Source organism: uncultured Bradyrhizobium sp., assembly GCF_947648125.1.
Lineage (GTDB): Bacteria > Pseudomonadota > Alphaproteobacteria > Rhizobiales > Xanthobacteraceae > Bradyrhizobium.
This window is the reverse complement of the sequence record NZ_CANSMR010000002.1, coordinates 391,128-413,968: the sequence shown is the minus strand read 5'-3', so window position 1 is coordinate 413,968 and position 22,841 is coordinate 391,128. Positions and strand designations below refer to the sequence as shown.

The following is a 22,841-nucleotide window of genomic DNA, read 5'->3' as shown; positions in this document are numbered from 1 at the left end:
CGGCCAGGATGTGCTCACACACCTTCACTCAGGTACGCATATGTGATCCGGTGCCAGACCCGCCCGATATCTGTCGTACATCAGTTGGTACGCGGCCTCGATGTGTCTTCCGAACAAGTCGGTGTCAAAAAGGGGCGCCGTCGACCGGTTCTTTGCGAGTGCGGCCCTGATGCCAGCGAGCTCATCAGGACAAGTCGCCAGCTGGATTGCGAGCCTTTCGTACTCTTCGGCCGTCTGAGCGATAAGCTTGGGTAATCCAACTGCGCTCAACAAGCTCGCCGCAACTCTGCCGGCAAATGTCTTTCCGCGTTGGGTCAGCACCGGCAGACCTGCCCAGAGCGCGTCGCTCGCTGTTGTATGGCCGTTATACGGCAGTGTATCAAGGAACAGGTCCGCAAGCCGATGTCGCGCCAGATGTTCCGTCGGCTCTACTCGTTTGGCAAATATCAGTCGGGACGGATCGACCTGCCGTGCCTCAGCCTCTTTCCGAAGATTTTGCATGGCCGTCTGATTGTCTGTCAGCAACCAGAGCACGCTTCCTTCTACGGCCCTTAGAATGCGCATCCAGCACGCGAACGTTGTGGGCAAGATCTTATGGCTGTTATTGAAGCAACAGAAGACGATTTGCTCTTCCGGCAGTCCACAATCGCGTCTTGTGATCTCACCGTTCCCTATAACCCGCTTCCGGTCGTTTGGCTGATAGCAATGCGGAAGAGTTACCAACTTCTCCGAATAAGCAGCCTGATCGGCATTGGTCAGAATAATTGCATCACCGATGATGTAGTCGATGTATGGAGCGGCCATAGTTCCCGCGTAGCCTAGGTAGTTCACCTGTATGGGAGCCGGACGATGCGCAAAGATGTTTGTGCGTGCGCCTTTGGTGAAGCCATTCAAATCAACGAGAACGTCAATTTCAGCGTCCGCGATCATGCGCGCAATTTCGACATCTGCGCGAGTTTCGCATGACAGAAAGTGATCAAAGGAGCCAGCTAGCCTCGCGCGCATGTTCGACTTGTCGTCTGCGGCCAAAGAATACGCAAAAATCTCGAACCGTGTTTTGTCATGCACCTCGAACAACTCGGCTATGAGGTGGGCTGTCGCATGCTGACGAAAATCCGTTGAGACATATCCGAGGCGGATCCTCTCATGAGGGACCCTCACGCTGCTCGACACTAACGTAGACGCGGCGGGGTGCCTTTTGGTTGTCCACGCTTGAGCACATGTGAGATGGTCGTCAGATGAGTCGGTGAGCGAGAGCAAAGCGAAAGGACCGCAACTCGCACTACCGGATCTGATGGATTCTGTCAGGTGGGCGGCCTCTGCTGCTAGCTCTTTCCAGTTGCAGAGCTTCATCTTCGTATGAAGTCGCGCGCCTTCAACGTCGCCCAGGTGGGGATTGAGGGAAAAGGCTTTATCATAGGCGCCGAACGCATCGTCGTACCGATTGAGGTCGTAGAGGGCATTGCCGCGACCAAAATGGGCTCCTGCGAGATGCGGTTTGAGCGATAGTGCCTTGTCGTAGGCAGCAATCGCATCCGGATAACGCTTCAACATCAAGAGTGCGTTGCCGAGATTTGCATAGGCGTCGGCGTATGCTGGGTTCAGCGAAATTGCTTTATTGAAGTCCGCAATCGCATGACCGTGTTCTCCAAGGTCGTTATAGGTCGCTCCTCTGCTGTTCCATGTCGTCGCAGCTTTCGGATTGAGAGCCAGAGCCTTGTTGAATTTGTCGAGCGCCTGCCTGGGCTTGTTCAGGTACTTGGAGATAATTCCGTAGTTATAGAACGACCCGTCTGAGCCGTGATTTATCGCTGTCGCTTTTTCGATGTGCGGCTCAGCTTCTGCGAAGCGTTCCATGGCCATCAAGGTGACCGTCAGCAAATTGAGGGCCGCAACGTTGGCTGGATCGGCCTTGATGACGCGGTTGAAGAGGCGCTCGGCCCGGGTCAGGTCTCGACTGTTGAGCGCAGCGAGCGCATCTCCGAAGATTTTGCCGACATCAGTCATCCGATACAGCCTCCGGTAGTGGAGAGTATGGATGAGGCCTATACGTGTTAGTTGATGTCGTCTATCTCTAAAGTTGCATGCGCCTCACGCGCAGCGGCGGCGAGCAAGCGCGGGCTTGCACCGTCCGGCAAATCAGTGATTGGCGATGCGCCCGGCTTCGACCGGCGCGGCGATGTGGCCCGGATTGACCGGGGCTTCGCCCACGCTACTGCGCGACGGCCATCCATGGCGTGAGGCCAGCGTCGTGAGCTTGTCCCTGACGAGATAGTGCGCCGGGCCTTCGAGGAAGCGCCACACGAACCAGGCCAACACCGCCATGGCCGTCACGACGAGCGCGGTCGAAAGCGCGTCCGGCACTGGCGTTATCAGGAGCAACATCACGTAACCGAGCTGGAGGTGCAGCAAATAGAGCGGATAGGTGATGCCGCCGATGGCCCTGACGACGCTGTCCGGCAGCGGCACCGACTTGATCCGCGTGGCGGCGAACACGATGCCGAGCGAGACGATGCAGATCACGGTGACGACGCGCGGATCGAAGCTGCCATGGGTGTGGACGCCGAGCCGCTCCAGCTTGTGCACAGCCTGGAACGTCGCGGTGCCCATTGCCAGCGTCAGCAGGCTGTAGAGCCTGGTGTCGCGCCGTCCGCGGTAATGCTCATAAATCAGCAGCCCGACGGCGAAGAAGCCGCTGTCGTCGGCCATGAACAGCTTCTCGAACAGCGGAACGTCCAGCGTCAGCTCGTTGGCGAAGGTGATGGCGATCCACGCCAGGATGATGGTGTCGATCTTCCGCGGGAAAATGCCAGAGGCCAGAAACAGCGTGATCCAGACGTAGAACACGACCTCGATCACCAGCGACCAGTAGGCGTCGTCCATGTAGGGCTGACCGAGCATTGGCGCCGCGATGAACAGGTTTGCAAGCCATTGTCCCCAGGTCACGTGGAAGTACGTGCTGCCCAGCAGCAGCGTGGTGAGGAAGGTCAACGTCATGCAGATGACGAAGGTCGGATAGATCCGGCTGAAGCGTGCGATTGCAAATCCGACCGGCGTGCGGCCTTCGGCCGAATAGGCAATGACGAAGCCAGAGATCGCGAAGAATACGGGGACGCCGAGGAAGCCGTATTGCGCGACCGCGGCGAGGGAGGGCAACGCCACCTTCTGAACGCCGTGCGATGCGGTGCCCCAGAAGCCGTAATGGTACAGGATCACGGCCCCGACCGCGGCGAGCCGCAGCAGGTCCAGTACGGGAACGCGGGTCGGATCCGGTTGTTTGGGTAAGCTCGGCATACGCCACAAATCATGGCGGCGAGGCATGAAGGCGTTCTTAATCCGGCCGGCCGACCGCCCGTGCGGCTGTTCACGATTGCAGGAGCCCCGTGGCGATGCCGGCGGCCGCGCTGAGGACGACCACCACGAGCGGCGGGGCGCGCCATGCCGTGAGCAGGACGAAGCCGGCCAGCGCGGTGCCGAAATCGAGCGGACGCTGCACACTGCTGGTCCACACCGGATTGTAGAGTGCGGCACCGAGGATGCCGACCACAGCGGCGTTGACGCCGCGCATCATCGCCTGTGCTGCCGACCGCTTGCGGAAGCCATCCCAGAACGGCAGCGCCGCGAGCAGGACGAGCAGTCCCGGCAGGAAGATGCCGACGAGGCCAATGAGCGCGCCCGGCACGCCGCCGATCGCGGCGCCGAGGTAGGCCGCGAAGGTGAACAGCGGGCCCGGCACGGCCTGCGCAGCGCCGTAGCCGGTCAGGAACGCATCGTCGCCGATCCAGCCCGGCGTCACCACCGCTTCGCGCAGCAGCGGCAGCACGACGTGGCCGCCGCCGAACACCAGCGCGCCGGAGCGGTAGAAGGCTTCGAACAGGCCGAGGCCGGGCCATGTGCGGGCAAGCAGCGGCAACCCGACCAGCAGGGCGAGGAACAGGATCAGCGCCGCCATGCCAACGCGACGCGACACCGGCATCGCAATGTGCGTGACGCCGTTGGCCGCCTGCGCTCGGCAGAACCACAGCCCGGCGATGGCGCCGAGCATGATGGCGCCGATCTGCGCGATCGACGAGGAACTGGTGAGGATGACGAGTGCCGCGACCGTCGCAATCGATGCGCGCTCGCGGTCGGGACAAAGCGAGCGCGCCATGCCCCAGACCGCCTGCGCTACGATCGCCACCGCGACCAGCTTGAGGCCATGCACCAGGCCTGCGCCGGCCGGGCCGCTCAATCCGCTGGCGCCGAAGGCAAACAACACCAGCGCAATCGCCGAGGGCAGCGTGAAACCGGTCCAGGCCGCCAGCGCGCCGAGATAGCCGGCGCGCATCAGGCCGAGCGAAAAGCCGACCTGGCTGCTCGCAGGGCCGGGCAGGAATTGGCAGAGCGCCACCAGATCCGCATAGGCCTGCTCGTCAAGCCACCGCCTGCGGGTGACGAACTCGTCGCGGAAATAGCCGATATGCGCGATCGGACCGCCGAAGCAGGTCACGCCGAGCTTGAAGAAAATGAGCAGCACTGCCAGCGGCGAGTGCGCTGACCGCGCGGCGGATGCGTTGGATGGCTGGACGTCGGTGTCGTTCAAGCGTCGTCAATTCCCTGGGCTTGCGTCCCACGTCAGGACTCATCAAGGCAAGCATATCGTCATTCGATGACGCCCAAGCGCGATATTTCTCGTGGCGACCGTCAGCCGATCCAGCCGAGCAGCCGGAACCAGACGAGATAGAGCGGCGCCAGCACGACAAAGGAGATGAGGCCGACGACGAGGCACATCTTGACCGCCGCGCTGGTCGGCACGCCCGCCATGCCGGCAGCGACCACGATCGGCGCGGCCATAGCACCGCGCAGCCCGGCTGCGTGGCTGTGATCGGGCAAGGCTGACGTGTCGGGATGGCGGGACGAGCCGCGCGCGACACGAAGTCCGCGTCGCGTGATGCGGCGCTACGCGAAACGCCGATGGCAGACGGCTTCGATCCGGTTGCCCTCGGGGTCGCGCAGAAACGCGCCGTAGTAGTGGGGATGATATTCGGGACGCAGACCCGGCGCGCCGTCGTCCGATCCTCCTGCCGAAAGTCCGGCACGCCAGAACGCGTCAACCTGCACGCGGCGTTGCGCCTTGAAGCACCAATGCCGCCCGTGCGCATCTTCGGGCACAGGTCCGGGGCGTATCAGCAAATAGGTCAGGTCCGGATGGTCGGCGTCACAGCGCTCGCCGTAGCTGATCCACGTCTCGCCACTGCTCATCTTGGTGACGGCGAGCGCTGCCATCACGGCGTCGTAGAAGGGCTCGGCTGCGCGTATGTCGGATACGGTGATGGAGACGTGGTCCAACACGAACGATCTCCTCAATTGACGACGACGGCCCGAGCGGGCGCCTGTCTACCACACCGATCGGCGTGGCGTCGGGGCGTCACTCGCAGCGCATGTTTTTCGACGGCCGCCGCGCCGCCGGCATCGCCAGCACGACGAGACACAGCGCGATCATCGCCAGTCCCATGAATTCGAATGCAAATGCGTCCACGGGCCATTCTCCCCCATTAGAAACAGTTAGACTTGTTGGGGGAGCGTTGACGCGCTGTTAAGCCTTATGGTTACCGCCGCGAGGCTCCCGGCATGGTGGAGGGTGAGTTAACGCTCACGACGGGCGGAATCCGTAGGATGGGTAGAGCGAAGCGAAACCCATCATTCCGTCCGCGTGTGAGATCGATGGGTTTCGCTGCGCTCTACCCATCCTACGGTGCAGTGGTGCGGCGCTACGCCACGAGCTTCGGCAGCGCGGCTGCGAGCGCGTCGACCGCGAGCCGGACCTTCAGCGGCAATCGCGGCGTCGGCAGCCACAGCGCATGGCAATCGTAGGGAAGCTCACCCTCGTCGCCGAGAACGCGGACCAGCGCGCCGCGCTCGAGGCGTTCGCGCACCAGCCAGGAGGGCAGCCACGCCAGCCCCATGCCGCGCGCCGCGGCGTCGGCGATGGCTTCGAGATCGTCGAGCCTGAGCCGCCCGGCGGGCCAGACCTCCCGCGGCGGTTGGCCGTCGCGCGGGAACAGCCACGGGCGCGCGCGCCCCAGGCGGCGATAGACGAGCGCCTGGTGCTGGCCGAGCTCGTCGAGCGTGCGCGGCTTGCCGTTGGCCTTCAGATACGCGCGCGAGCCGCACACCACCATGCGCTGGCGTGCGATGCGCCGCGTGATCATGCCGGATTGCTCGTCGAGATCACCGGTCCTGATCGCAAGGTCGTAGCCGCCCTCCATCAGATCGGCGACCGGATCGCCGAACGAGAGGTCGAGCTCGAGCGCGGGATATTTCTGCGCCAGCTTGAGCAGTAGCGGCGCGACGCAGTGCCGGCCCAGCAGCGCCGGCATCGTCACCTTGAGCCGTCCGCGCGGTTCGGACAGTTGATCCGCCGCGAGCGCATCGGCGGCATCAGCTTCGGCGAGCACCGCACGGCAGCGCTCGTAATAGGCTTGCCCGAACTCGGTCAGGCTCTGACGCCGCGTGGTGCGGTGGATCAGGCGGGCGCTGAGCCGCTCCTCGAGGAAGCGGACATGCTTGCCGACCATCGGGCCGGACATCTCGAGTGCCTCGGCGGCGGCCGCGAAGGAGCCGAGATCGACCGCCTTGAGAAACACGGCCATGCTGGTCAGGCGGTCCATCATTCGAAACCCTCAGTTTTGACTGTTCAGTCTGCGGGATGATTTATCCGCTGAACTGGCCTTGGCATAGCTCATTCAATTCAATCATTTTGGAGTGCTGCCGATGGCTCGCGTGGTTCGTTTTCATCAACATGGTGGTCCCGAGGTGCTGCGCATCGAGGACGTTGCGATCGCGCCGCCGGCACGCGGCGAGGTTCAGATCCGGATCAAGGCGCTCGGACTGAACCGCGCCGAGGCCCTGGTGCGCGCGGGGAGCTATATCGAGACGCCGGCGCTGCCGTCCGGCCTCGGCCTCGAGGCTGCCGGCATTGTCGAGGCGATCGGCGAGGGGGGCGACGGTTTCGCGCTGGGGGATGCCGTCAGCATCGTGCCGCCGATCTCGATGGCGCGCTGGCCGGCCTATGCTGAACTCGCGACGTTCCCGGCCGAGCTGGTCATCAAGCATCCGTCGGCGCTGGGGTTCGAGGCGGCGGCCGCGGTGTGGATGCAATACCTCACAGCGTATGGCGCCCTGATCGATATTGCGAAGCTCGCTCGTGCGGAGTTCGTCGTGATCACGGCCGCATCGAGCAGTGTCGGGCTCGCCGCGATCCAGATCGCCAATCGTGTCGGCGCGATTCCGATCGCGGTGACGCGGACCTCAGCCAAGGCGCAGGCCCTGCGCAGCGCCGGTGCTGCGCATGTGATCGCGTCCGCGGAGGAAGATTTGCAATCAAGGCTGGAGCAGATCGCAGGGCCGAACGGCGTTCGCGTGGTGCTCGATCCGGTCGGCGGCCCCGTCTTCATGCCGCTGACCGCAGCGATGGCGCATGGCGGCATCCTGATCGAGTATGGCGGGCTCAGTCCCGAACCGACGCCGTTTCCGCTGTTCACCGTGCTGAGCAAGAGCCTGATCCTGCGCGGCTACCGTGTGCACGAGATCGTCCAGGATCCGGCGCGGCTCGCCACGGCGAAAGCGTTCATCCTCGATGGGCTTGCGGATGGCGCGCTGAAGCCGATCATCGCGCGGACGTTTCCGTTCGAGGAGATCGTCGCGGCGCACCGGTATCTGGAGTCGAACGTGCAGTTCGGGAAGATCGTGGTGACGGTGTGAGAGTAGGATGGGTAGAGCGAAGCGAAACCCATCATCGGTTCCGCTGGCGAGATTGATGGGTTTCGCTGCGCTCTACCCATCCTACAAATCTTGGGCTCACGTCCCGCAGAACGTCTGCGTCACCATCTGCTCGGGCAGCGGCGGGTCGGCGTAGGCTGCGAATTGCGGCTGGTCCTCGAACGGCTTTGCCAGCACCGTCAGCAGCTCCTCGAACGGCGCGTAGTCGTCGCTGTTGACGGCCGCCTGGATCACCGCCTCGATCCGGTGGTTGCGCGGGATGAAGGCCGGATTGACGGCATCCATCGCGGCCTTGCGCTCGGCCGGCGTCTGCGGTTCGAGCGCGAGGCGGGCGCGCCAGCGAACGGCCCATTCGTCGAATGCTGCCGGATCGGTGAATTGCGCACGGACATCGGCGGCGTCATCGCTGGCTGCTTCGCCGAGATGGCGGAAGGTCAGCGTGAAGTCGGCTGCGTTCTTCGCCATTGCGTCGAGCAGGTCCTGGATCAGCGCTTCGTCACCGTCGCGCGCGGTGAACAGGCCGACCTTGGCGCGCAGCCCGGCCTGATAGGCCGCGGTGAACTTTTCCGGGAATTCGCCGAGGATCACTTGCGCCTGCTCGATGGCCTTCTCCTGCTCGCTGTCGAACAGCGGCAGCAGGCATTCGGCGAGCCGGGTCAGATTCCACAGCGCGATGCGCGGCTGGTTGGCATAGGCGTAGCGGCCCATCTCGTCGATCGAGGAGAACACCTGCGCCGGGTTGTAGGCGTCGAGGAAGGCGCAGGGGCCGTAGTCGATGGTCTCGCCCGAGATCGAGCTGTTGTCGGTGTTCATCACGCCGTGGATGAAGCCGACGAGGAGCCAGCGCGCGACCAGCGCGGCCTGCCGTGCGAGGACGCCGGCGAGCAGCGCGTGATAGGGCTGGGCGGCATCCTTCAGCTCGGGATAGTGCCGCGCGATGACATGGTCGGCGAGGGCGCGCACGCCGTCAGTGTCGCCGCGAGCGGCGAAGAACTGGAAGGTGCCGACGCGGATGTGGCTCGCGGCGACGCGGGTCAGCACCGCGCCCGGCAGCGCCGTCTCGCGCATCACGGGCTCGCCGGTCACGACAGCGGCGAGCGAACGCGTGGTTGGAATGCCGAGCGCGAACATCGCCTCGCTGACGATGTATTCGCGCAGCACCGGACCGAGCGCGGCGCGGCCGTCGCCGCGGCGGGAGAACGGGGTGGGGCCACTTCCCTTGAGCTGGATGTCGCGGCGGACGCCGTCGCTGTCGATGACCTCGCCGAGCAGGATGGCGCGGCCGTCGCCGAGCTGGGGAACAAAGTGCCCGAACTGGTGGCCGGCATAGGCCATAGCGATCGGGTCGGCACCGTCAGGCAGGCGCTTGCCAGCGAGGATTTCGGCGCCCTCCGCCGTCGAGAGCAGGTCCGGATCCAGCCCGAGCTGGACCGCGAGCGGCCGGTTCAGCTTGATCAGCCGGGGCGAGGCCACCGGGGTCGGGGCGACGCGGGCGAAAAAGTTCGCCGGCAGCGCCGAATAGGTGTTCTGGAACGGGAAATGGATGGTCATGTCCAGAAAGATAGGCCGAAGGTGAGAATAGGCAAACGGTCAGCTCCGGAGGACCCGAAAATGTGCGTTTTCGAGCTAAAACTTGCCGTTCCGTTGGTTGCCGCCCCGGGCGGGCTCGGGTAAACCGAGCGCCTTCGAATAGGATAATTCCTATTGCGATTCCTCTCCGACATCAGTTTTGGAACGAATATGCATCGCTACCGGTCACACACATGCGGCGCGCTCCGAGAGAGCGATATCGACCAGACGGCCCGGCTGTCAGGCTGGGTCCACCGTGTCCGGGACCATGGCGGCGTGCTGTTCGTCGATCTGCGCGACCATTACGGCATTACCCAGTGCGTGGCCGATCCGGACTCGCCGGCATTCGCCGAGGTCGAGAAGTTCCGATCGGAGTGGGTGGTGCGGATCGACGGCAAGGTGCGCCGCCGTCCCGCCGGCACCGACAATCCGGAATTGCCGACCGGCTTGATCGAAATCTACATCAAGGAGATCGAGGTGCTGGGCCCGGCGGCCGAGCTGCCGCTGCCGGTGTTCGGCGAGCAGGAATATCCTGAGGACATCAGGCTGAAGTACCGCTTCCTCGACCTGCGTCGCGAGAAGCTGCACCAGAACATCATGACCCGCGGCGCGGTGGTCGATTCCATGCGCAAGCGGATGAAGGAGCAGGGCTTCTTCGAATTCCAGACCCCGATCCTGACGGCGTCCTCGCCGGAAGGCGCGCGCGACTTCCTGGTGCCGTCGCGCATCCATCCCGGCAAGTTCTACGCGCTGCCGCAGGCGCCGCAGCAGTACAAGCAGCTCCTGATGATGTCGGGCTTCGATCGCTACTTCCAGATCGCGCCGTGCTTCCGCGACGAGGACCCGCGCGCCGACCGGCTGCCGGGCGAGTTCTACCAGCTCGACGTCGAGATGAGCTTTGTGACGCAGGACGACGTGTTCGCGGCGATGGAGCCCGTCATCACCGGCGTGTTCGAGGATTTTGCCAAGGGCAAGCCGGTGACCAAGAACTGGCCGCGGATTCCGTTTGCCGAAGCGGTGCGCAAGTACGGCTCCGACAAGCCGGACCTGCGCAACAAGATCGTGATGCAGGAAGTCTCCGAGCACTTCCGCGGCTCCGGCTTCAAGGTGTTCGCGCGGATGCTGGAAGACCCGAAGAACCAGGTCTGGGCAATCCCGGGCACCGGCGGCGGTTCACGCGCGTTCTGCGATCGCATGAACTCCTGGGCGCAGGGCGAAGGCCAGCCCGGCCTCGGCTACATCATGTGGCGCGAGGGCGGCGAGGGTGCCGGCCCGCTTGCGAACAACATCGGCCCGGAGCGCACCGCTGCGATCCGCGACCAGCTCGGCCTGAAGGAAGGCGATGCCGCGTTCTTCGTCGCCGGCGATCCCGAGAAGTTCTGGAAATTCGCGGGTCTCGCGCGCACCAAGCTCGGCGAGGAGCTGAACCTGATCGACAAGGATCGGTTCGAGCTCGCCTGGATCGTCGACTTCCCGATGTACGAGTATGACGAGGAGAACAAGAAGGTCGACTTCTCGCACAACCCGTTCTCGATGCCGCAGGGCGGTCTCGACGCGCTGAAGTCGCAGGATCCGCTGACGATCAAGGCGTTCCAGTACGACATCGCCTGCAACGGTTACGAGATCGCCTCCGGCGGCATCCGCAACCACAAGCCGGAAGCGATGGTGAAGGCGTTCGAGATCGCAGGCTATGGCGAGCAGGAGGTCATCGACCGCTTCGGCGGCATGTACCGTGCGTTCCAGTACGGCGCGCCGCCGCACGGCGGCATGGCGGCCGGTCTCGACCGCATCGTGATGCTGCTGTGCGGCACCAACAATCTGCGCGAGATCTCACTGTTCCCGATGAATCAGCAGGCCATGGATTTGCTGATGGGCGCGCCGTCGGAAGCCACGCCGAAGCAGCTCAAGGAGCTGCACATCAGGACCAACCTGCCGGCGAAGAGCTAGCCTTTGAAGTCACCTCGCCCCGTTCTTACGGGGAGAGGTAGATTCGCGATGCGTAGCCCGGATGGAGCGGAGCGAAATCCGGGGCGGTCTCTCCTGCGGCGACGCTGTCCCGGATTGCGCTTCGCTCCATCCGGGCTACGGGAGGGGCAATCACAACCCCGTCGAGGCCTCGATCCGGAATTGCGCCAGCGCCGACTGTGGATCGGTCTTGAGCAATTGCATCAGCTGAAGCGCCGGCGCTCTCGCGCGCGGGGTCAGCTTGATGACCAACGTCTGTCCCGGCGTCTCGATGAACTGGCTGATGGCGGTGACGAGAGCCGTGACATCGGCATTGCCTCCGCTGATCGCTTCGCCCTGCGCCTTGATGCTGCTGAGGACGGCGTTGCGCGCCTCGTCTCTGCTGACGTTCTGGGTGCGCGCGTACTGGGCGATGGCGAGGTCGATGGCGCCGAGGTCGTGGACGGCAAGTTCAATCGTGCCGGTCTCGATCTGCGCGGCCGCGCCCAGCGATTCCGCGGCGCTGGTCGAGAAGGCCTCGCGCGGCACATTGGCGAGCGTGACCTTCGCCGACGCATTGAGGAGGCCAGCCATGTCGAGCTTGACCGGCTCGAGCGCGAACGAGCGTGACGCCTCGGTCCAGACCGCGCCGAGATCGGCATCGACGGCCATCCGGTCGATCCCGGCGGCGACGAGTGCGTCCTGTCCGGGGATGGCCGCATCAAGCGGTGTCGCCACCTTCGCGGTCAGGTGCAGCCTGCTCGGGATCGATCCGACGAACTGACCCCAGTCGAGGCTGAAGACGTCGACTTTGACCAGCTTGTCCGTGTTCTTGTACGGCCAAACGAGTCCCTTGAACTCGACTCCCTCGATCAGCGGAAGCAGCGCCAGCGCCTGTTCGGGCGTCGGCTTCTGTCCGGCGAGCTGCGCCGTTAGCCGGACGGACTTGGCGACATCGAACGACTTCAGCGAGAACCGTCCGACCTTGAGAGTGCCCTTCGGCGCACTCGCATCGAGTCCTTCGACCGTGAACTCGCCGATCTTGCCGTGTTCGAAGTTGAAGCGCATCGAGGCGAGCTTGAGCGGGGCCTCCGGTGTTTCAAGCAAGAGCCCATGCATCTCGGCATTTCCGATGCCGGCGCCTGAATAAATGCCGGCGATCTTCTCCAGCAGGTCGCGCGTTTGGGCAGCAGACGGTGGCGGGCTCCCCGGCGGTGGGATCATCGCCATCAGCGCCGGAAGTTGCATCCGAGACGGGTTCATCCTGACGTTGTCGACTGTTATATCGTCGATCCGCAAGTTTATGCCAGGGGTGGCGGTGATGACATAGGGACCGGCCGAAACGTGTCCCTGAATCCGGTATTCCCGGTCGTCGTTGGCCTTGGTGGGATCGAACATCGCTGCCATCGCGCCGACGTCGATGTCGGTCGCGACGATATTGGCGAGGTCGCCGGTCATTTTGATCGGCTTGTCGGCCGCCTGCTGATTGACCGTGAACGTAACCTTGTCGGTTTTGCTGGACGCGATTTTTCCGTCCTTCATGTTTTCGATGGCAAGGCCCGAGTAAGCGAATTCGCCGCTGGCGTCGTCGCCGGCATGCGCGACAGCGCTGAAAGTCATCGGTCCGGTAAAGGTGGGCACGCTCACCAATGACGCGTTGATGTGCGCAAGCTGGGTGAATGCAAACCGGTACAGTTCGAAGGTCGACGACGAGGCCGGAAGCTGAGGCAGGCCTCCGGAACTGGAATAGTCCTTCACCGTGACCCGCGGCGCCTTGTAGGTGAAGGAGCCGACCGCGGGTGTCGGTCCGGCCAGGCCGACTTCGACATCGTTGAACTCGATACGATCGGCGGAGACCCGTGCCGCTTCCGGCTGGCCGAGGCCCGACGCCGTCAGGCTGGAAATCTTGATGCTGACCGGGGGCTGTGTCGCCGACTCGGCCGCAACGTCCGAAATCGTCAGGGTGCGGCTCTTGACGTCGAACGCGATCTTGCCGTGGCTCGCCTTGGCGCCGGCGGCACGGACCTGCTCGAAAGCGGCCTCGACGTCGCGCGTGACCCGGCGCTGGACATAGAAGTCGAAACCGAAGTAGCCGCCGGCCGCGACGACTGCGACGGCGATCAAGCCGAGCAGAATTTTCTTCATTCGGTCAACTCCGGATCATCAAGGGAAAAAAATTGCCAAGCGGCGGTCGGAAGGTGCAGCATCGATGAACGGGCCCGCCCGGGCCTGTTGACGGGGATAGTATCCGATGTTGCATCCAAGCGGCGGGACATGCTTCACATCCGGCTCGATTTGCCGGACAACTGACTTTTGCCTGGATTAGCACAGAAACAAGAAATTTGGGCCGGAAACGCGGGAAGCACGCATGTCGTCATCGTCTGAAGAACTCCATAACGCCGCGCTCGCCTATCACCGGCTGCCGCGGCCGGGCAAGCTCGAGATCCAGGCGATCAAGCCGCTCGCCAACCAGCGCGACCTGGCGCTGGCCTATTCGCCGGGCGTGGCCGCCGCCTGCACCGAGATTGCCAATAATCCCGCCGAGGCGGCGACGCTGACCGCCCGCGCCAATCTGGTGGCCGTGGTCTCGAACGGCACCGCGGTGCTCGGGCTCGGCAATATCGGCCCGCTGGCCTCCAAGCCCGTCATGGAAGGCAAGGCGGTGCTGTTCAAGAAATTCGCCGGCATCGATGTGTTCGACATCGAGATCAATGCCAACACGATCGAGCGTGTCGTGGAGACCGTCGCGGCGCTGGAGCCGACCTTCGGTGGCATCAATCTGGAGGACATCCGCGGACCGGAGTGCTTCGAGATCGAGGGGCAGCTCAAGGAGCGCATGAAGATCCCGGTGTTCCACGACGACCAGCATGGCACCGCCATCATCGTCGCGGCCGCGATCGTCAACGGGCTGCTGCTGAACGGCAAGCAATTATCCGACGTGAAGATCGTCTGCTCGGGCGCGGGCGCCGCCGCGATCGCGACCCTCAATCTCCTGGTCTCGATGGGCGCGCAGCGCAAGAACATCTTTGTCTGCGACATCGACGGTGTGGTCTATGAGGGCCGCAACACCACGATGGACCGCTGGAAGGCGGTCTACACCCAGAAGACCGACGCGCGCGTGCTGGCTGACGTCATTCCGGGCGCGGACATCTTCATCGGGCTGTCGGCACCGGGCGTGCTGAAGCCTGAAATGGTCAAGCAGATGGCTGACAAGCCACTGGTGATGGCGCTTGCCAATCCGGTGCCGGAGATCATGCCGGAAGAGGCGCGCGCGGCGCGTCCCGACGCAATGATCTGCACCGGCCGGTCGGACTATCCGAACCAGGTCAACAACGTGCTGTGCTTTCCCTTCATCTTCCGCGGCGCGCTCGATGTCGGCGCCACTGCGATCAACGAGGCGATGAAGCATGCCGCAGTCGACGCGATCGCGCAGCTTGCGCGCGATCCACCGTCGGATGCGGTGGCCCATGGATTCGAGAGCGGCGAAACGCAAGGGTTCGGCCCGGGCTCGCTGATCCCGAGCCCGTTCGATCCGCGCCTGATCCTGCGCATCGCGCCGGCCGTCGCCAAGGCCGCAATCGAGTCCGGCGTCGCGACCCGGCCGATCACCAATTTCGACGAATATGCCGCGAGCCTCGAACGCTACGCGTTCCGCTCCGGCCTCACCATGAAGCCGGTGTTCGCCAAGGCGAAGACCCAGCCGGTGCGCGTGATCTACGCCGAGGGCGAGGATGAGCGCGTGCTGCGCGCGACCCAGGTGGTGCTCGAGGAAAAGCTGGCGCGGCCGATCCTGGTCGGCCGTCCGTCCGTGGTCGAGACCAGGATCAAGCGCTTCGGCCTGTCGATCAAGGCCGGCCGCGATTTCGACCTGGTCAATCCCGAGGACGATCCGCGCTACCGTTCCTACGTGCAGTCCTATATCGACGTCGCCGGCCGTCGCGGCGTGACGCCTGAGGCAGCGCGAACGGTGGTCCGCACCAACAACACGGTGATCGCGGCGCTGGCGGTCTCACGCGGCGAGGCGGACGCGATGCTGTGCGGCGTCGAGGGCCGCTACATGAGCCATCTGCGTCATGTCCGCGAGATCATCGGCTTCCTGCCGGGGGTCAGCGACTATGCCGCGCTGGCGCTGATGATCACCTCCACCGGCGCCCATTTCCTCGCCGATACCCAGGTGCGGCCGAATCCGAGTGCGGAGGAACTGGCGGAAGTTGCGTCGCTCGCGGCGATCCACGTCCAGCGCTTTGCCTTCAAGCCGAAGGTCGCCTTCGTGTCACATTCCGACTTCGGCAGCTATGACACGGATTCCTCACGCAAGATGCGGCGGGCCACCCAGCTGTTGAAGGACAAGCATCCGGAGATCGAGGCCGACGGCGAAATGCAGGGTGACACCGCGCTGTCGGCGGTTGCGCGCAAGCTCGTTCTGCCGCAATCGCGGCTGGAAGGCGAGGCCAACATCCTGATCATGCCGAACCTCGACGCCGCCAACATCGCCTATCAGATGATCAAGTCGCTGGCCAACGCGTTGCCGGTGGGGCCGATCCTGATCGGTCCGGCGCGCCCGGCGCACATCCTCACCCCCGGCGTGACGGCGCGCGGCATCCTCAACATGACCGCGGTTGCCGCGGTCGAGGCCCAGGAGCGTGCCGGCCGCGCGCAGCCGACGCTGTTCGGGTGAACGAGCGACGTCGGACGGATTCGATTTGATCGAAGCAGGCGGGGCGGCCATACTCGCTCCGCCTGCTTCGTCCGATTTCTGCCATCCAGTGAGGCCGACCCATGCCAGCGTTCATCACCTTCGGACGGATTCTGTTCGCCGTGCTGTTCCTCTATTCGGGGGCGAGCAAGCTGTTCGGCATCCAGGCAACGGCGGATCTGCTCACGGCCAAGGTGACGATCCCGGCCATCGTCGCGCCCTATACGCAGCAGATCGAGACCTTCGTCGGCATGCCTTTCATGCAGCTGCTGGCGATCACGATCGGCGGCTTCGAGATCATCGCGGGGCTGATGATCGCGGTGAACGTGCTAGCGCGGTTCTTCGCGATTCTGCTGATCATCTTCGTGTGCTTCACGACCTTCTATTTCCATGATTTCTGGAATCAGCCGGCGCCCGACAATGCCAAGACCCTGATCGACGCGCTGAAGAACCTGTCGCTGATCGGCGCGTTGTTCATCATCGCCGGCTACGGCCGCGGCCCGCGCCGCGACGACCCGGCGTATGGGGATGTGTAAAGCGGCTCACGACGATGCCGCCGCGGTGAGGCCGGAGGCCTCGGCCGGTCCGGTCCGGTAGCGGCCGATCGAGATGAACAACAGGGCAGGGATGGCTTGCACTCCCGCCAGCAGCATCAGCGGAATGTCGGAGCCTCCGAAGGTCGCGCTCAGCTGGGCGAAGGCGACGGGCCCGATCGCGGCGCCAAGGAAGAAGGCGAACAGGAACCAGCCGAAGATCCGCGACACCGCAGCCGTGCCAAAATAGCGGCTGGCGAGATACGGCATCAAATCGGTGTCGCCACCGATCGCAAGTCCGCTGAGGACGGCTGCGATGATGATCAACGTCGGTATCGACGTCGTTGCATAGGTCATGGCGCAGATGCTGGTGAGCGCTAGGGCAACGATGCCGACGAACGGCGCGTGCACCCGGTCGAGCAGATAGCCAAAGCCGATTCGTCCGAACAGAACGGCGATGCCCGAGGCCGCCTGGACCGTCGCAACATCGGCAAGGCTCATCCCGGCCTTCTTGGTCAAAATGTAAACGATGTTGGGCGCGATCGCGTAGAACGACATGCCCATCACGGCAAAGCAGATCGCAAGTTTCCAGAACACGCCGGTTCGGACGATCTTGCCGACCGTCATGCCGTCATCAGCCGGTGCGCTTGTACCGGGCGCCTGGGTGCTGCTCGCGCCATCGGGCAGCAGGCCGAACGGCTTTGGGCTGTCCTTGACCAGCAGCGCCACCAGCGGCAGGCAGACCACGAGTTCGAATGCAGCCATCGCAACCAGCGCAAACGACCAGCCGTGCGTCGAAATCAGCCGGTGTGCGAGGATCGGGATCACGAACGACCCGAGTGCCTGTCCGCTCGCCGCGATGCCGAGCGCCAGCCCACGCTTGCGGTTGAACCACAGCGCAATGGCGCGGGCATAGGAGACGACATTAGTGCCGGCGCTGACGATGCCGATCAGGGCGAAGGCAAGATAGAACTGCAAGAGCGAGCCGTCGATCCGGCTCAGCACCAGCACCGATGCGGCAAATAGCGCGATGCTGGCGACCGCAAATCTGCGTGAGCCCCAGCGGTCGAGGAGCCAGCCGCAAAACGGGTAGGCGACCATTTGCAGCAGCAAGAAGATCGACGCGGCCTTGGCGACTTCGGGCTGGCTCCAGCCGAAATCCTTGGCCATCGCGCCGGCGAGCAGCGCAAAGCCTGCGGCGAAGAAGGGCAGCGAGCCAAAAGCGATGCCGATGCCCGAACCGGCCACGACATACCAACCAGCAAAGTAGGGAGTGTTGCGCATCGTCCGTCCCTGTTATGAAATCAATTTCATAATCAGGACATCCGAGACGCCTCGCGTCAAGGGCCTGCATCGCCTGATATGTGGGCGGGGCGCCTAAATCTTCCACAATATGCGTATTATCAGTGTCTTATCTAGCCGTTGTTGGCCTCGTTGACTTTGCCGGCTCGCCGGCCTACTCATGATTATGATGAAATAGATATCAGAATCTATGATTGCGGTCCGGAACAAATCCCCAAGCGGTGTCTCAAGGCTGGCGCAGGTCGCCGATCTCGCTGGAGTGTCGCCGGCGACCGTGTCGCGGGCGTTCAACACGCCGGACCTGCTCAACGAAGCGACGCTGAAGCGGGTCAACGCCGCAGCCGCAGAGCTCAACTACATTCCCGATGGCCTGGCGCGGTCTTTGCGCCGCAACCGCAGCATGGTGATCGGCGCTGTCGTGCCCGCGCTTCGCCACGCCTACTTCGCGAGCACCGTCGAGGGCTTGCAGTCCGAGATCGCAAGACACGGCTACACGCTGCTGCTGGCCACATCGGATTTCGACGAGAAGACCGAGCTCGCGGCGGTTCGCTCGATGATCCGGCAGGGCGTCGATGGCGTTGTGCTGGTCGGCATGCAGCACGATCCAGCCTTGCTGCCGCTGCTCAATGACCTCGGCAAGCCGTTCATCGTCACCTGGTCCTACGACACCACGGTCGCGTCGGTCGGGTTCGATCATCGCAAGGCGATCCAACCGGTCGTCAATCATCTGCTCGACCTCGGCCATCGCGACGTCGTCGCCATCATGGCGTTCCTGAACGTCAGCGACCGCGAACGCGATCGCCTGGCCGGCATCGAGGACGCATTCGCTGGTCGCGGCGTCGCGTTTCCACGCGACCGCGTGATCTTCGCCGGCGGCAGCGGGCTGCAGGACGGCCGCAATGCATTCCGGACCGCGCAGGCGCGTTTTCCCGACGCGACCGCGGTGATTTGTGCCAACGATCTGCTCGCCGCGGGCACGATGATGGAATGCACGTCGCGCGGCCTGTCGGTGCCGCGCGATGTGTCCGTCGTGGGCTATGGCGACCTCGACATTGCGGCGGCCATGACCCCGGCGATCACGACGGTCAGAACGCCCGCCGCTGAGATGGGGCGGATGGCCGCAAGCAGCCTGCTGGCGAAGCTCGCCGGCGCTGCCGGCGTGGAGCATATCGAATTGGCCACCGAACTGATCGTGCGTGGCAGCACCGGTCCGGCGCGGCCGGCTCGAACGTGAGGAGGATTCCGTGAGCACTGTTTCGTCCAGGCCACCGGCCGACGCACTCTATCTCGACAAGGTCCACGACGTCGTGTTCACGCCCGACGTCACCTATGGCGTCGGCGGCGTCGGCTACGTCGCGGGGAAGGGACCTGCGCGCTACCGCGAGCTCAAGCTCGACGTCTACCGTCCGGCCGGTGACGGCAAGGCGCCGCGACCGGCACTCATCCTCGCGTTCGGCGGCGCATTCCATCGCGGCGCCAAGGGCGTGGAAGTGTTCGAGGGCGAGAACCCGAGCACGGCGATGGCGGAGTATTGCCGTGAGTTCGCGCGCCGCGGCTATGTCTGCTTCTCGATCGACTACCGGCTGATGCAGGAGGCGCCCGACCCCGGCGTCACGCCGTTCCTGTTGCCGGGCCAGCCGCAAAATACCGACCGTATCGACTTCGTCCGCAACATCCTCGGCCTGCCGCCATGCACGCCGCAAATGATGGCCGACGAGCTGGAAGCCGCGACCGACGACATGACGAAGGCGATCAACTTCGTCCGCAACCGGTCTCAGGCCTATGGCGTCGACGTCACGCGGATCGTGTGCGGAGGCTTCTCTGCGGGCGCCGCAATCGCGCTCAATGCAGCATTTGCGGAACGGGCGCCGGTTGCCGCCGTTGTCGCGTTGTCCGGCCGTATCGCCGGGCCGACGATGGATTTCCATCTCACCGACGGTGCGATCGCGCCGGCCGCTCTGGTGTTCCATGGCGAACGCGATCTTCCGGTCATTCTCGACGGTATCGGCGAGATGCGCGCGCATTTTGACCGCGTTGGACTCGCCAATCAGTTCGTGCATGTGGCCGGTGCCGATCACTTCTATCAGCGTACCGCGACGGTGCTCCGCGCCGATGGAAGCGCATGCGACGTCGAGACGATGATTGCGGAATTCCTCCATGACCGGCTTCACCTCGCGGATGCGGTCAGGGCTGCCGCATGACGTCCGATCGCAAGGTGACCATTGCAACGCTCGAAGCGTTCGCCGACGCCTGGAATCGTCACGCCATCGACGATCTGATGTCGTTCATGGCCGACGATTGTGTGTTCGAGGCCAATGCCGGGCCCGACGTATCAGGCACGGTGTATCGCGGCAGGGAAGAGGTGCGCCGCGGCTTCATGCGTGCGTGGCAGTTGTTTCCGGACGCGCGCTGGAACGGCGCTCGTCATTTCGTCTCCGGTGATCGTGGCTGCTCGGAGTGGGTTTTCACGGGCACAGGCGCTGACGGCCTGGCGGTCGAAGTCGCGGGTTGCGACGTCTTTCAGTTCGAGGGCGACAAGATCACGGTGAAGAACTCGTTCCGCAAGCAGCGCAGCTGATGTTACGCGCCGCAGTGGCTTGACCGGAATCAACCCACCCGTCGCCACGGCGTGACGCTGACATCCTGCGCGGCGTCGATCAGTTGCGGCGCGCCGGCGTGAAGGCCGTGCGCTGACAGCACCTGCTGCGGGGTGCGGGCAGGGACGCCGGGAAAGCATGGCTCGCCGTCGGGGATGCGCACCTTCGGTGCGACCGAGAGCCAGAACGTGTCGTAGCGGTCCATGAACATGCCGAACACGCCGGGGCCGCCGATGATGGCGACCATGCCCGAGCTCACGCCGGCCTCGCGGCTCGCGGTCTCGAACGGGCAGCCGGCGGGATTCCACAACAACGCCTTCGGATTGTCCGGGTCGGGTGCGATCGCGGCGACCTTGCCGGTCAGGATCACGCGGCGCCGTTTCGGTGCGTTCGGCTGCTCTTCCTGGGAGTGGCGGCCATGCACGACGAGGTCGGCACGGTCGAGGGCAGCGGTGAAGAACCGCTTGTCGCCCTCGATCTTGAGGTCGTCAGGCATCACATTCCGCGCGTTCGCCAACCGGCCATCGGCGGAGACGATGACGAAACCCTCGATACGCAACCCAGACACCAGAAATATCGCCGGCGCGTTTACTGATCGACAGTGGTGACGACGCTGTTCACCGGCCGCGAGCTCACGGTCGGCAGCTTGACGTCCTTGGCAAGCTCCTGCTCGTATTGCGGCAGCACGGTCGCCGGGAATTTCGCGCGCATCGCGACCACCTTGTAGCCGCCGGCCTTGAGCTGCGTCAGCAACGTGGGCAGCGCTTCCGCAGTGTGCTTCTGGAAGTCGTGCATCAGGATGATGCCCTTGCCGAGCTTGGCGAGCTTCTTCATCACGGTGTCGATCACCTGTTGCGAGTTCTTCGACTTGAAGTCGAAGGAGTCGAGATCGCAGGAGAAGATCGCGATGTTGCGATTGCCGAGATAGGTCACCATCTCCGGCGGATGCTGCAGCGCCGGGAAGCGGAAGAACGGCGAGGGTGATGTCTCGAGCGCCCATTTGACCGCAGCCAGGCCGCGCTCGATCTCGTCCTTCTTCTGATCCTCGGTCAGCTTCTTGTTGTTCAGATTCTCGTGCGACCAGGTGTGCGAGCCGACGGTGTGGCCGGCGGCATAGACCTGGCGCAGGATTTCGGGGTGATAGGTGGCGTGCTTGCCGATCGGGAAGAAGATGCCCGTGGTGCATTCATCCGCGAGCGCCTTCAGCACCGCCGGCGTGTTGGCCGGCCACGGACCGTCGTCGAAGGTCAGCACCACTTCATGATCGCGCAGGAAGTCGAGCTGCTTGAAATGCTCGAAGCCGAAGCCGGGTCCGCCGGTGGTGTCGATCTCGACGGTCCGGGCGACGCCGAGCGCGTTCGGATTGTTGCAGGCGGCGCGCGCCGGCTGCGGCGCTTGCTTCGGCGGCACTTGAGCGGCCGCTGCGGCGGGCGCCGGCGCAGCTGCGGCAGGCGCTGGAGCTGCGGCCGCTGGTGCTGCCGCCGGCGCTGCGGCGGCGCCCTTGGCGGGCGGCGTCTGCGACCAGGCTGCGCTCGACGCGAGCAACGATACGGTCCCTGCGAAAATCAGACCTGCCGCAATGCGCATGGCGTGTTCCCTGCTGATCGCGGTCCCGGTGCCGGCACTGCCGCAACCAAGGCCGCTTCACCCCCAAACCGATCGTACCCTAGTCACAGTGGCGACGCCAAGGCAATGAACGTGGCGGGGCTCTGTCCGAAATCCCAGTTAATTCCGGGGATTACCGCCGCCTCTCAGGCCGCCGCCAGTGCCCGTGCGATCCCGGTCTTGATGCGCGTGTCGTCCGGCGCGACCGACTCAGGGAAGACGTCGGCGATATAGCCGTCGCGGCCGATCAGGTATTTGTGGAAATTCCACCGCGGCACGTCCTTGGGCCGTGCCTCCGCCGCCCAACGGTAAAACGGATGCGCGTTTGCGCCCTTGACCACGGCTTTGGCCGCGATCGGGAAGGTGACGCCGTATTGATGCTGCGCGGTCTCGGCGATCTCGGTCGGGCCGCCGGGTTCCTGGCCGCCGAAATCATTGGAAGGCACGCCGATGATGACGAAGCCGCGGTCGCGAAATTCGGTCCACAGTTGCTGCAGGCCGGCATATTGCGGCGTGAAGCCACAGAGCGAGGCCGTGTTCACGATCATCAGGGGATGGCCGGCATAGTCGGCGAGCCGAATGTCGCCGCCGGAGAGTGCCGGAAATGAGAAGGCGTAGGCCGTGATCCGGCTCATGGCAGGCTGCTCCGCATGCAGCGCACGGGATCCTGCGGCCGCGGCGAAGGCCGCCACGATCATTGTCCTGCGGTCCATCATGGTCTCGTCCCCGGAACAGATGTTCGTCGGGATCATAATCCAGCGGCCAGGCGCAGGCTTTCAAGAAGGCGTTATTGGGGATATCGCGACACCGCAGCCGTCAGGCCCGGCCTTGTGC

Annotated in this window: 19 protein-coding genes; 7 read left to right on the top strand and 12 right to left on the bottom strand. The window is 64.3% G+C overall.

Annotated elements, in window-relative coordinates:
* Window positions 1-24: 24 nt before the first annotated feature.
* The 6 genes from Q0030_RS05565 to Q0030_RS05540 all read right to left on the bottom strand — a co-directional run bounded on the left by Q0030_RS05565 (window position 25) and on the right by Q0030_RS05540 (window position 6,650).
* Window positions 25-2,007: a glycosyltransferase family 41 protein gene (locus Q0030_RS05565; protein WP_298363802.1), complete on the bottom strand. Its 1,983-nt coding sequence runs from the start codon at window positions 2,005-2,007 to the stop codon at window positions 25-27.
* A 132-nt stretch (window positions 2,008-2,139) separates the two neighbouring features.
* Window positions 2,140-3,294, bottom strand: a complete 1,155-nt coding sequence (locus Q0030_RS05560) for an acyltransferase (RefSeq protein ID WP_298363801.1) — start codon at window positions 3,292-3,294, stop codon at window positions 2,140-2,142.
* A gap of 70 nt (window positions 3,295-3,364) precedes the next feature.
* Window positions 3,365-4,522 carry a chromate efflux transporter gene (chrA, locus tag Q0030_RS05555; RefSeq protein WP_298364585.1) on the bottom strand — a complete coding sequence of 386 codons (1,158 nt, stop codon included), beginning with the start codon at window positions 4,520-4,522 and terminating at the stop codon, window positions 3,365-3,367.
* 161 nt (window positions 4,523-4,683) lie between these two features.
* Window positions 4,684-4,872, bottom strand: coding sequence for a hypothetical protein (locus Q0030_RS05550; protein WP_298363799.1), 189 nt, complete (start codon window positions 4,870-4,872; stop codon window positions 4,684-4,686).
* Window positions 4,873-4,938: 66 nt separating this feature from the next.
* On the bottom strand, window positions 4,939-5,331 hold the full coding sequence (locus Q0030_RS05545) for a VOC family protein (RefSeq protein WP_298363797.1): 393 nt from the start codon (window positions 5,329-5,331) through the stop codon (window positions 4,939-4,941).
* Window positions 5,332-5,750: 419 nt separating this feature from the next.
* The gene (locus Q0030_RS05540) at window positions 5,751-6,650 is read right to left on the bottom strand and encodes a LysR family transcriptional regulator (RefSeq protein ID WP_298364583.1); all 900 of its coding nucleotides are present in this window, start codon (window positions 6,648-6,650) and stop codon (window positions 5,751-5,753) included.
* 103 nt (window positions 6,651-6,753) lie between these two features.
* Between Q0030_RS05540 and Q0030_RS05535 the strand changes: the two genes are divergently transcribed.
* Window positions 6,754-7,743 (top strand): zinc-dependent alcohol dehydrogenase family protein, encoded by a 990-nt coding sequence (locus tag Q0030_RS05535; RefSeq protein WP_298363795.1) that lies wholly within the window; start codon window positions 6,754-6,756, stop codon window positions 7,741-7,743.
* Between the two features lie 96 nt (window positions 7,744-7,839).
* Here Q0030_RS05535 and Q0030_RS05530 read toward each other — a convergent pair whose 3' ends face one another.
* Complete coding sequence (locus Q0030_RS05530; protein ID WP_298363793.1) at window positions 7,840-9,312, bottom strand: protein adenylyltransferase SelO; 1,473 nt, start codon at window positions 9,310-9,312, stop codon at window positions 7,840-7,842.
* Window positions 9,313-9,501: 189 nt separating this feature from the next.
* Between Q0030_RS05530 and aspS the strand changes: the two genes are divergently transcribed.
* Window positions 9,502-11,277: an aspartate--tRNA ligase gene (gene aspS / locus Q0030_RS05525; RefSeq protein WP_298363792.1), complete on the top strand. Its 1,776-nt coding sequence runs from the start codon at window positions 9,502-9,504 to the stop codon at window positions 11,275-11,277.
* A gap of 150 nt (window positions 11,278-11,427) precedes the next feature.
* Here aspS and Q0030_RS05520 read toward each other — a convergent pair whose 3' ends face one another.
* The gene (locus tag Q0030_RS05520) at window positions 11,428-13,419 is read right to left on the bottom strand and encodes a hypothetical protein (protein ID WP_298363790.1); all 1,992 of its coding nucleotides are present in this window, start codon (window positions 13,417-13,419) and stop codon (window positions 11,428-11,430) included.
* A 223-nt stretch (window positions 13,420-13,642) separates the two neighbouring features.
* Between Q0030_RS05520 and Q0030_RS05515 the strand changes: the two genes are divergently transcribed.
* Both Q0030_RS05515 and Q0030_RS05510 read left to right on the top strand, forming a co-directional pair.
* The gene (locus tag Q0030_RS05515; RefSeq protein ID WP_298363788.1) at window positions 13,643-15,952 is read left to right on the top strand and encodes an NADP-dependent malic enzyme; all 2,310 of its coding nucleotides are present in this window, start codon (window positions 13,643-13,645) and stop codon (window positions 15,950-15,952) included.
* A 101-nt stretch (window positions 15,953-16,053) separates the two neighbouring features.
* Window positions 16,054-16,506 carry a DoxX family protein gene (locus Q0030_RS05510; RefSeq protein WP_050401433.1) on the top strand — a complete coding sequence of 151 codons (453 nt, stop codon included), beginning with the start codon at window positions 16,054-16,056 and terminating at the stop codon, window positions 16,504-16,506.
* Window positions 16,507-16,512: 6 nt separating this feature from the next.
* Here the strand turns inward: Q0030_RS05510 and Q0030_RS05505 are convergent, their stop codons facing one another.
* Complete coding sequence (locus Q0030_RS05505; protein WP_298363785.1) at window positions 16,513-17,787, bottom strand: MFS transporter; 1,275 nt, start codon at window positions 17,785-17,787, stop codon at window positions 16,513-16,515.
* 208 nt (window positions 17,788-17,995) lie between these two features.
* Here Q0030_RS05505 and Q0030_RS05500 point away from each other — a divergent pair, with 208 nt between their 5' ends.
* The 3 genes from Q0030_RS05500 to Q0030_RS05490 are packed head-to-tail and all read left to right on the top strand — an operon-like array spanning window position 17,996 to window position 20,383.
* On the top strand, window positions 17,996-19,039 hold the full coding sequence (locus tag Q0030_RS05500; RefSeq protein ID WP_298363783.1) for a substrate-binding domain-containing protein: 1,044 nt from the start codon (window positions 17,996-17,998) through the stop codon (window positions 19,037-19,039).
* A gap of 10 nt (window positions 19,040-19,049) precedes the next feature.
* Window positions 19,050-20,006 carry an alpha/beta hydrolase fold domain-containing protein gene (locus Q0030_RS05495; RefSeq protein ID WP_298363781.1) on the top strand — a complete coding sequence of 319 codons (957 nt, stop codon included), beginning with the start codon at window positions 19,050-19,052 and terminating at the stop codon, window positions 20,004-20,006.
* On the top strand, window positions 20,003-20,383 hold the full coding sequence (locus Q0030_RS05490; RefSeq protein WP_298363779.1) for a nuclear transport factor 2 family protein: 381 nt from the start codon (window positions 20,003-20,005) through the stop codon (window positions 20,381-20,383). The genes Q0030_RS05495 and Q0030_RS05490 overlap by 4 nt, the downstream gene beginning before the upstream one ends.
* 29 nt (window positions 20,384-20,412) lie before the next feature.
* On the opposite strand, the gene Q0030_RS05485 is transcribed toward Q0030_RS05490, so the two are convergent.
* From Q0030_RS05485 to Q0030_RS05475, 3 genes are all read right to left on the bottom strand, one after another.
* Window positions 20,413-20,970, bottom strand: coding sequence for a dihydrofolate reductase (locus tag Q0030_RS05485; RefSeq protein WP_298363776.1), 558 nt, complete (start codon window positions 20,968-20,970; stop codon window positions 20,413-20,415).
* A gap of 20 nt (window positions 20,971-20,990) precedes the next feature.
* Window positions 20,991-21,989, bottom strand: coding sequence for a polysaccharide deacetylase family protein (locus Q0030_RS05480; protein WP_097675574.1), 999 nt, complete (start codon window positions 21,987-21,989; stop codon window positions 20,991-20,993).
* Between the two features lie 164 nt (window positions 21,990-22,153).
* Window positions 22,154-22,723, bottom strand: coding sequence for a glutathione peroxidase (locus Q0030_RS05475; RefSeq protein WP_298363773.1), 570 nt, complete (start codon window positions 22,721-22,723; stop codon window positions 22,154-22,156).
* Window positions 22,724-22,841: the final 118 nt, after the last annotated feature.

What these genes read in the sequence shown, in the direction of transcription:
- Q0030_RS05565 (WP_298363802.1), bottom strand. Translation starts at nt 2,007, where the DNA reads ATGACTGATGTCGGCAAAATCTTCGGAGATGCGCTCGCTGCGCTCAAC.
- Q0030_RS05560 (WP_298363801.1), bottom strand. Translation starts at nt 3,294, where the DNA reads ATGCCGAGCTTACCCAAACAACCGGATCCGACCCGCGTTCCCGTACTG.
- Q0030_RS05540 (WP_298364583.1), bottom strand. Translation starts at nt 6,650, where the DNA reads ATGGACCGCCTGACCAGCATGGCCGTGTTTCTCAAGGCGGTCGATCTC.
- Q0030_RS05535 (WP_298363795.1), top strand. Translation starts at nt 6,754, where the DNA reads ATGGCTCGCGTGGTTCGTTTTCATCAACATGGTGGTCCCGAGGTGCTG.
- Q0030_RS05530 (WP_298363793.1), bottom strand. Translation starts at nt 9,312, where the DNA reads ATGACCATCCATTTCCCGTTCCAGAACACCTATTCGGCGCTGCCGGCG.
- aspS (WP_298363792.1), top strand. Translation starts at nt 9,502, where the DNA reads ATGCATCGCTACCGGTCACACACATGCGGCGCGCTCCGAGAGAGCGAT.
- Q0030_RS05520 (WP_298363790.1), bottom strand. Translation starts at nt 13,419, where the DNA reads ATGAAGAAAATTCTGCTCGGCTTGATCGCCGTCGCAGTCGTCGCGGCC.
- Q0030_RS05515 (WP_298363788.1), top strand. Translation starts at nt 13,643, where the DNA reads ATGTCGTCATCGTCTGAAGAACTCCATAACGCCGCGCTCGCCTATCAC.
- Q0030_RS05510 (WP_050401433.1), top strand. Translation starts at nt 16,054, where the DNA reads ATGCCAGCGTTCATCACCTTCGGACGGATTCTGTTCGCCGTGCTGTTC.
- Q0030_RS05505 (WP_298363785.1), bottom strand. Translation starts at nt 17,787, where the DNA reads ATGCGCAACACTCCCTACTTTGCTGGTTGGTATGTCGTGGCCGGTTCG.
- Q0030_RS05500 (WP_298363783.1), top strand. Translation starts at nt 17,996, where the DNA reads ATGATTGCGGTCCGGAACAAATCCCCAAGCGGTGTCTCAAGGCTGGCG.
- Q0030_RS05490 (WP_298363779.1), top strand. Translation starts at nt 20,003, where the DNA reads ATGACGTCCGATCGCAAGGTGACCATTGCAACGCTCGAAGCGTTCGCC.
- Q0030_RS05480 (WP_097675574.1), bottom strand. Translation starts at nt 21,989, where the DNA reads ATGCGCATTGCGGCAGGTCTGATTTTCGCAGGGACCGTATCGTTGCTC.
- Q0030_RS05475 (WP_298363773.1), bottom strand. Translation starts at nt 22,723, where the DNA reads ATGATGGACCGCAGGACAATGATCGTGGCGGCCTTCGCCGCGGCCGCA.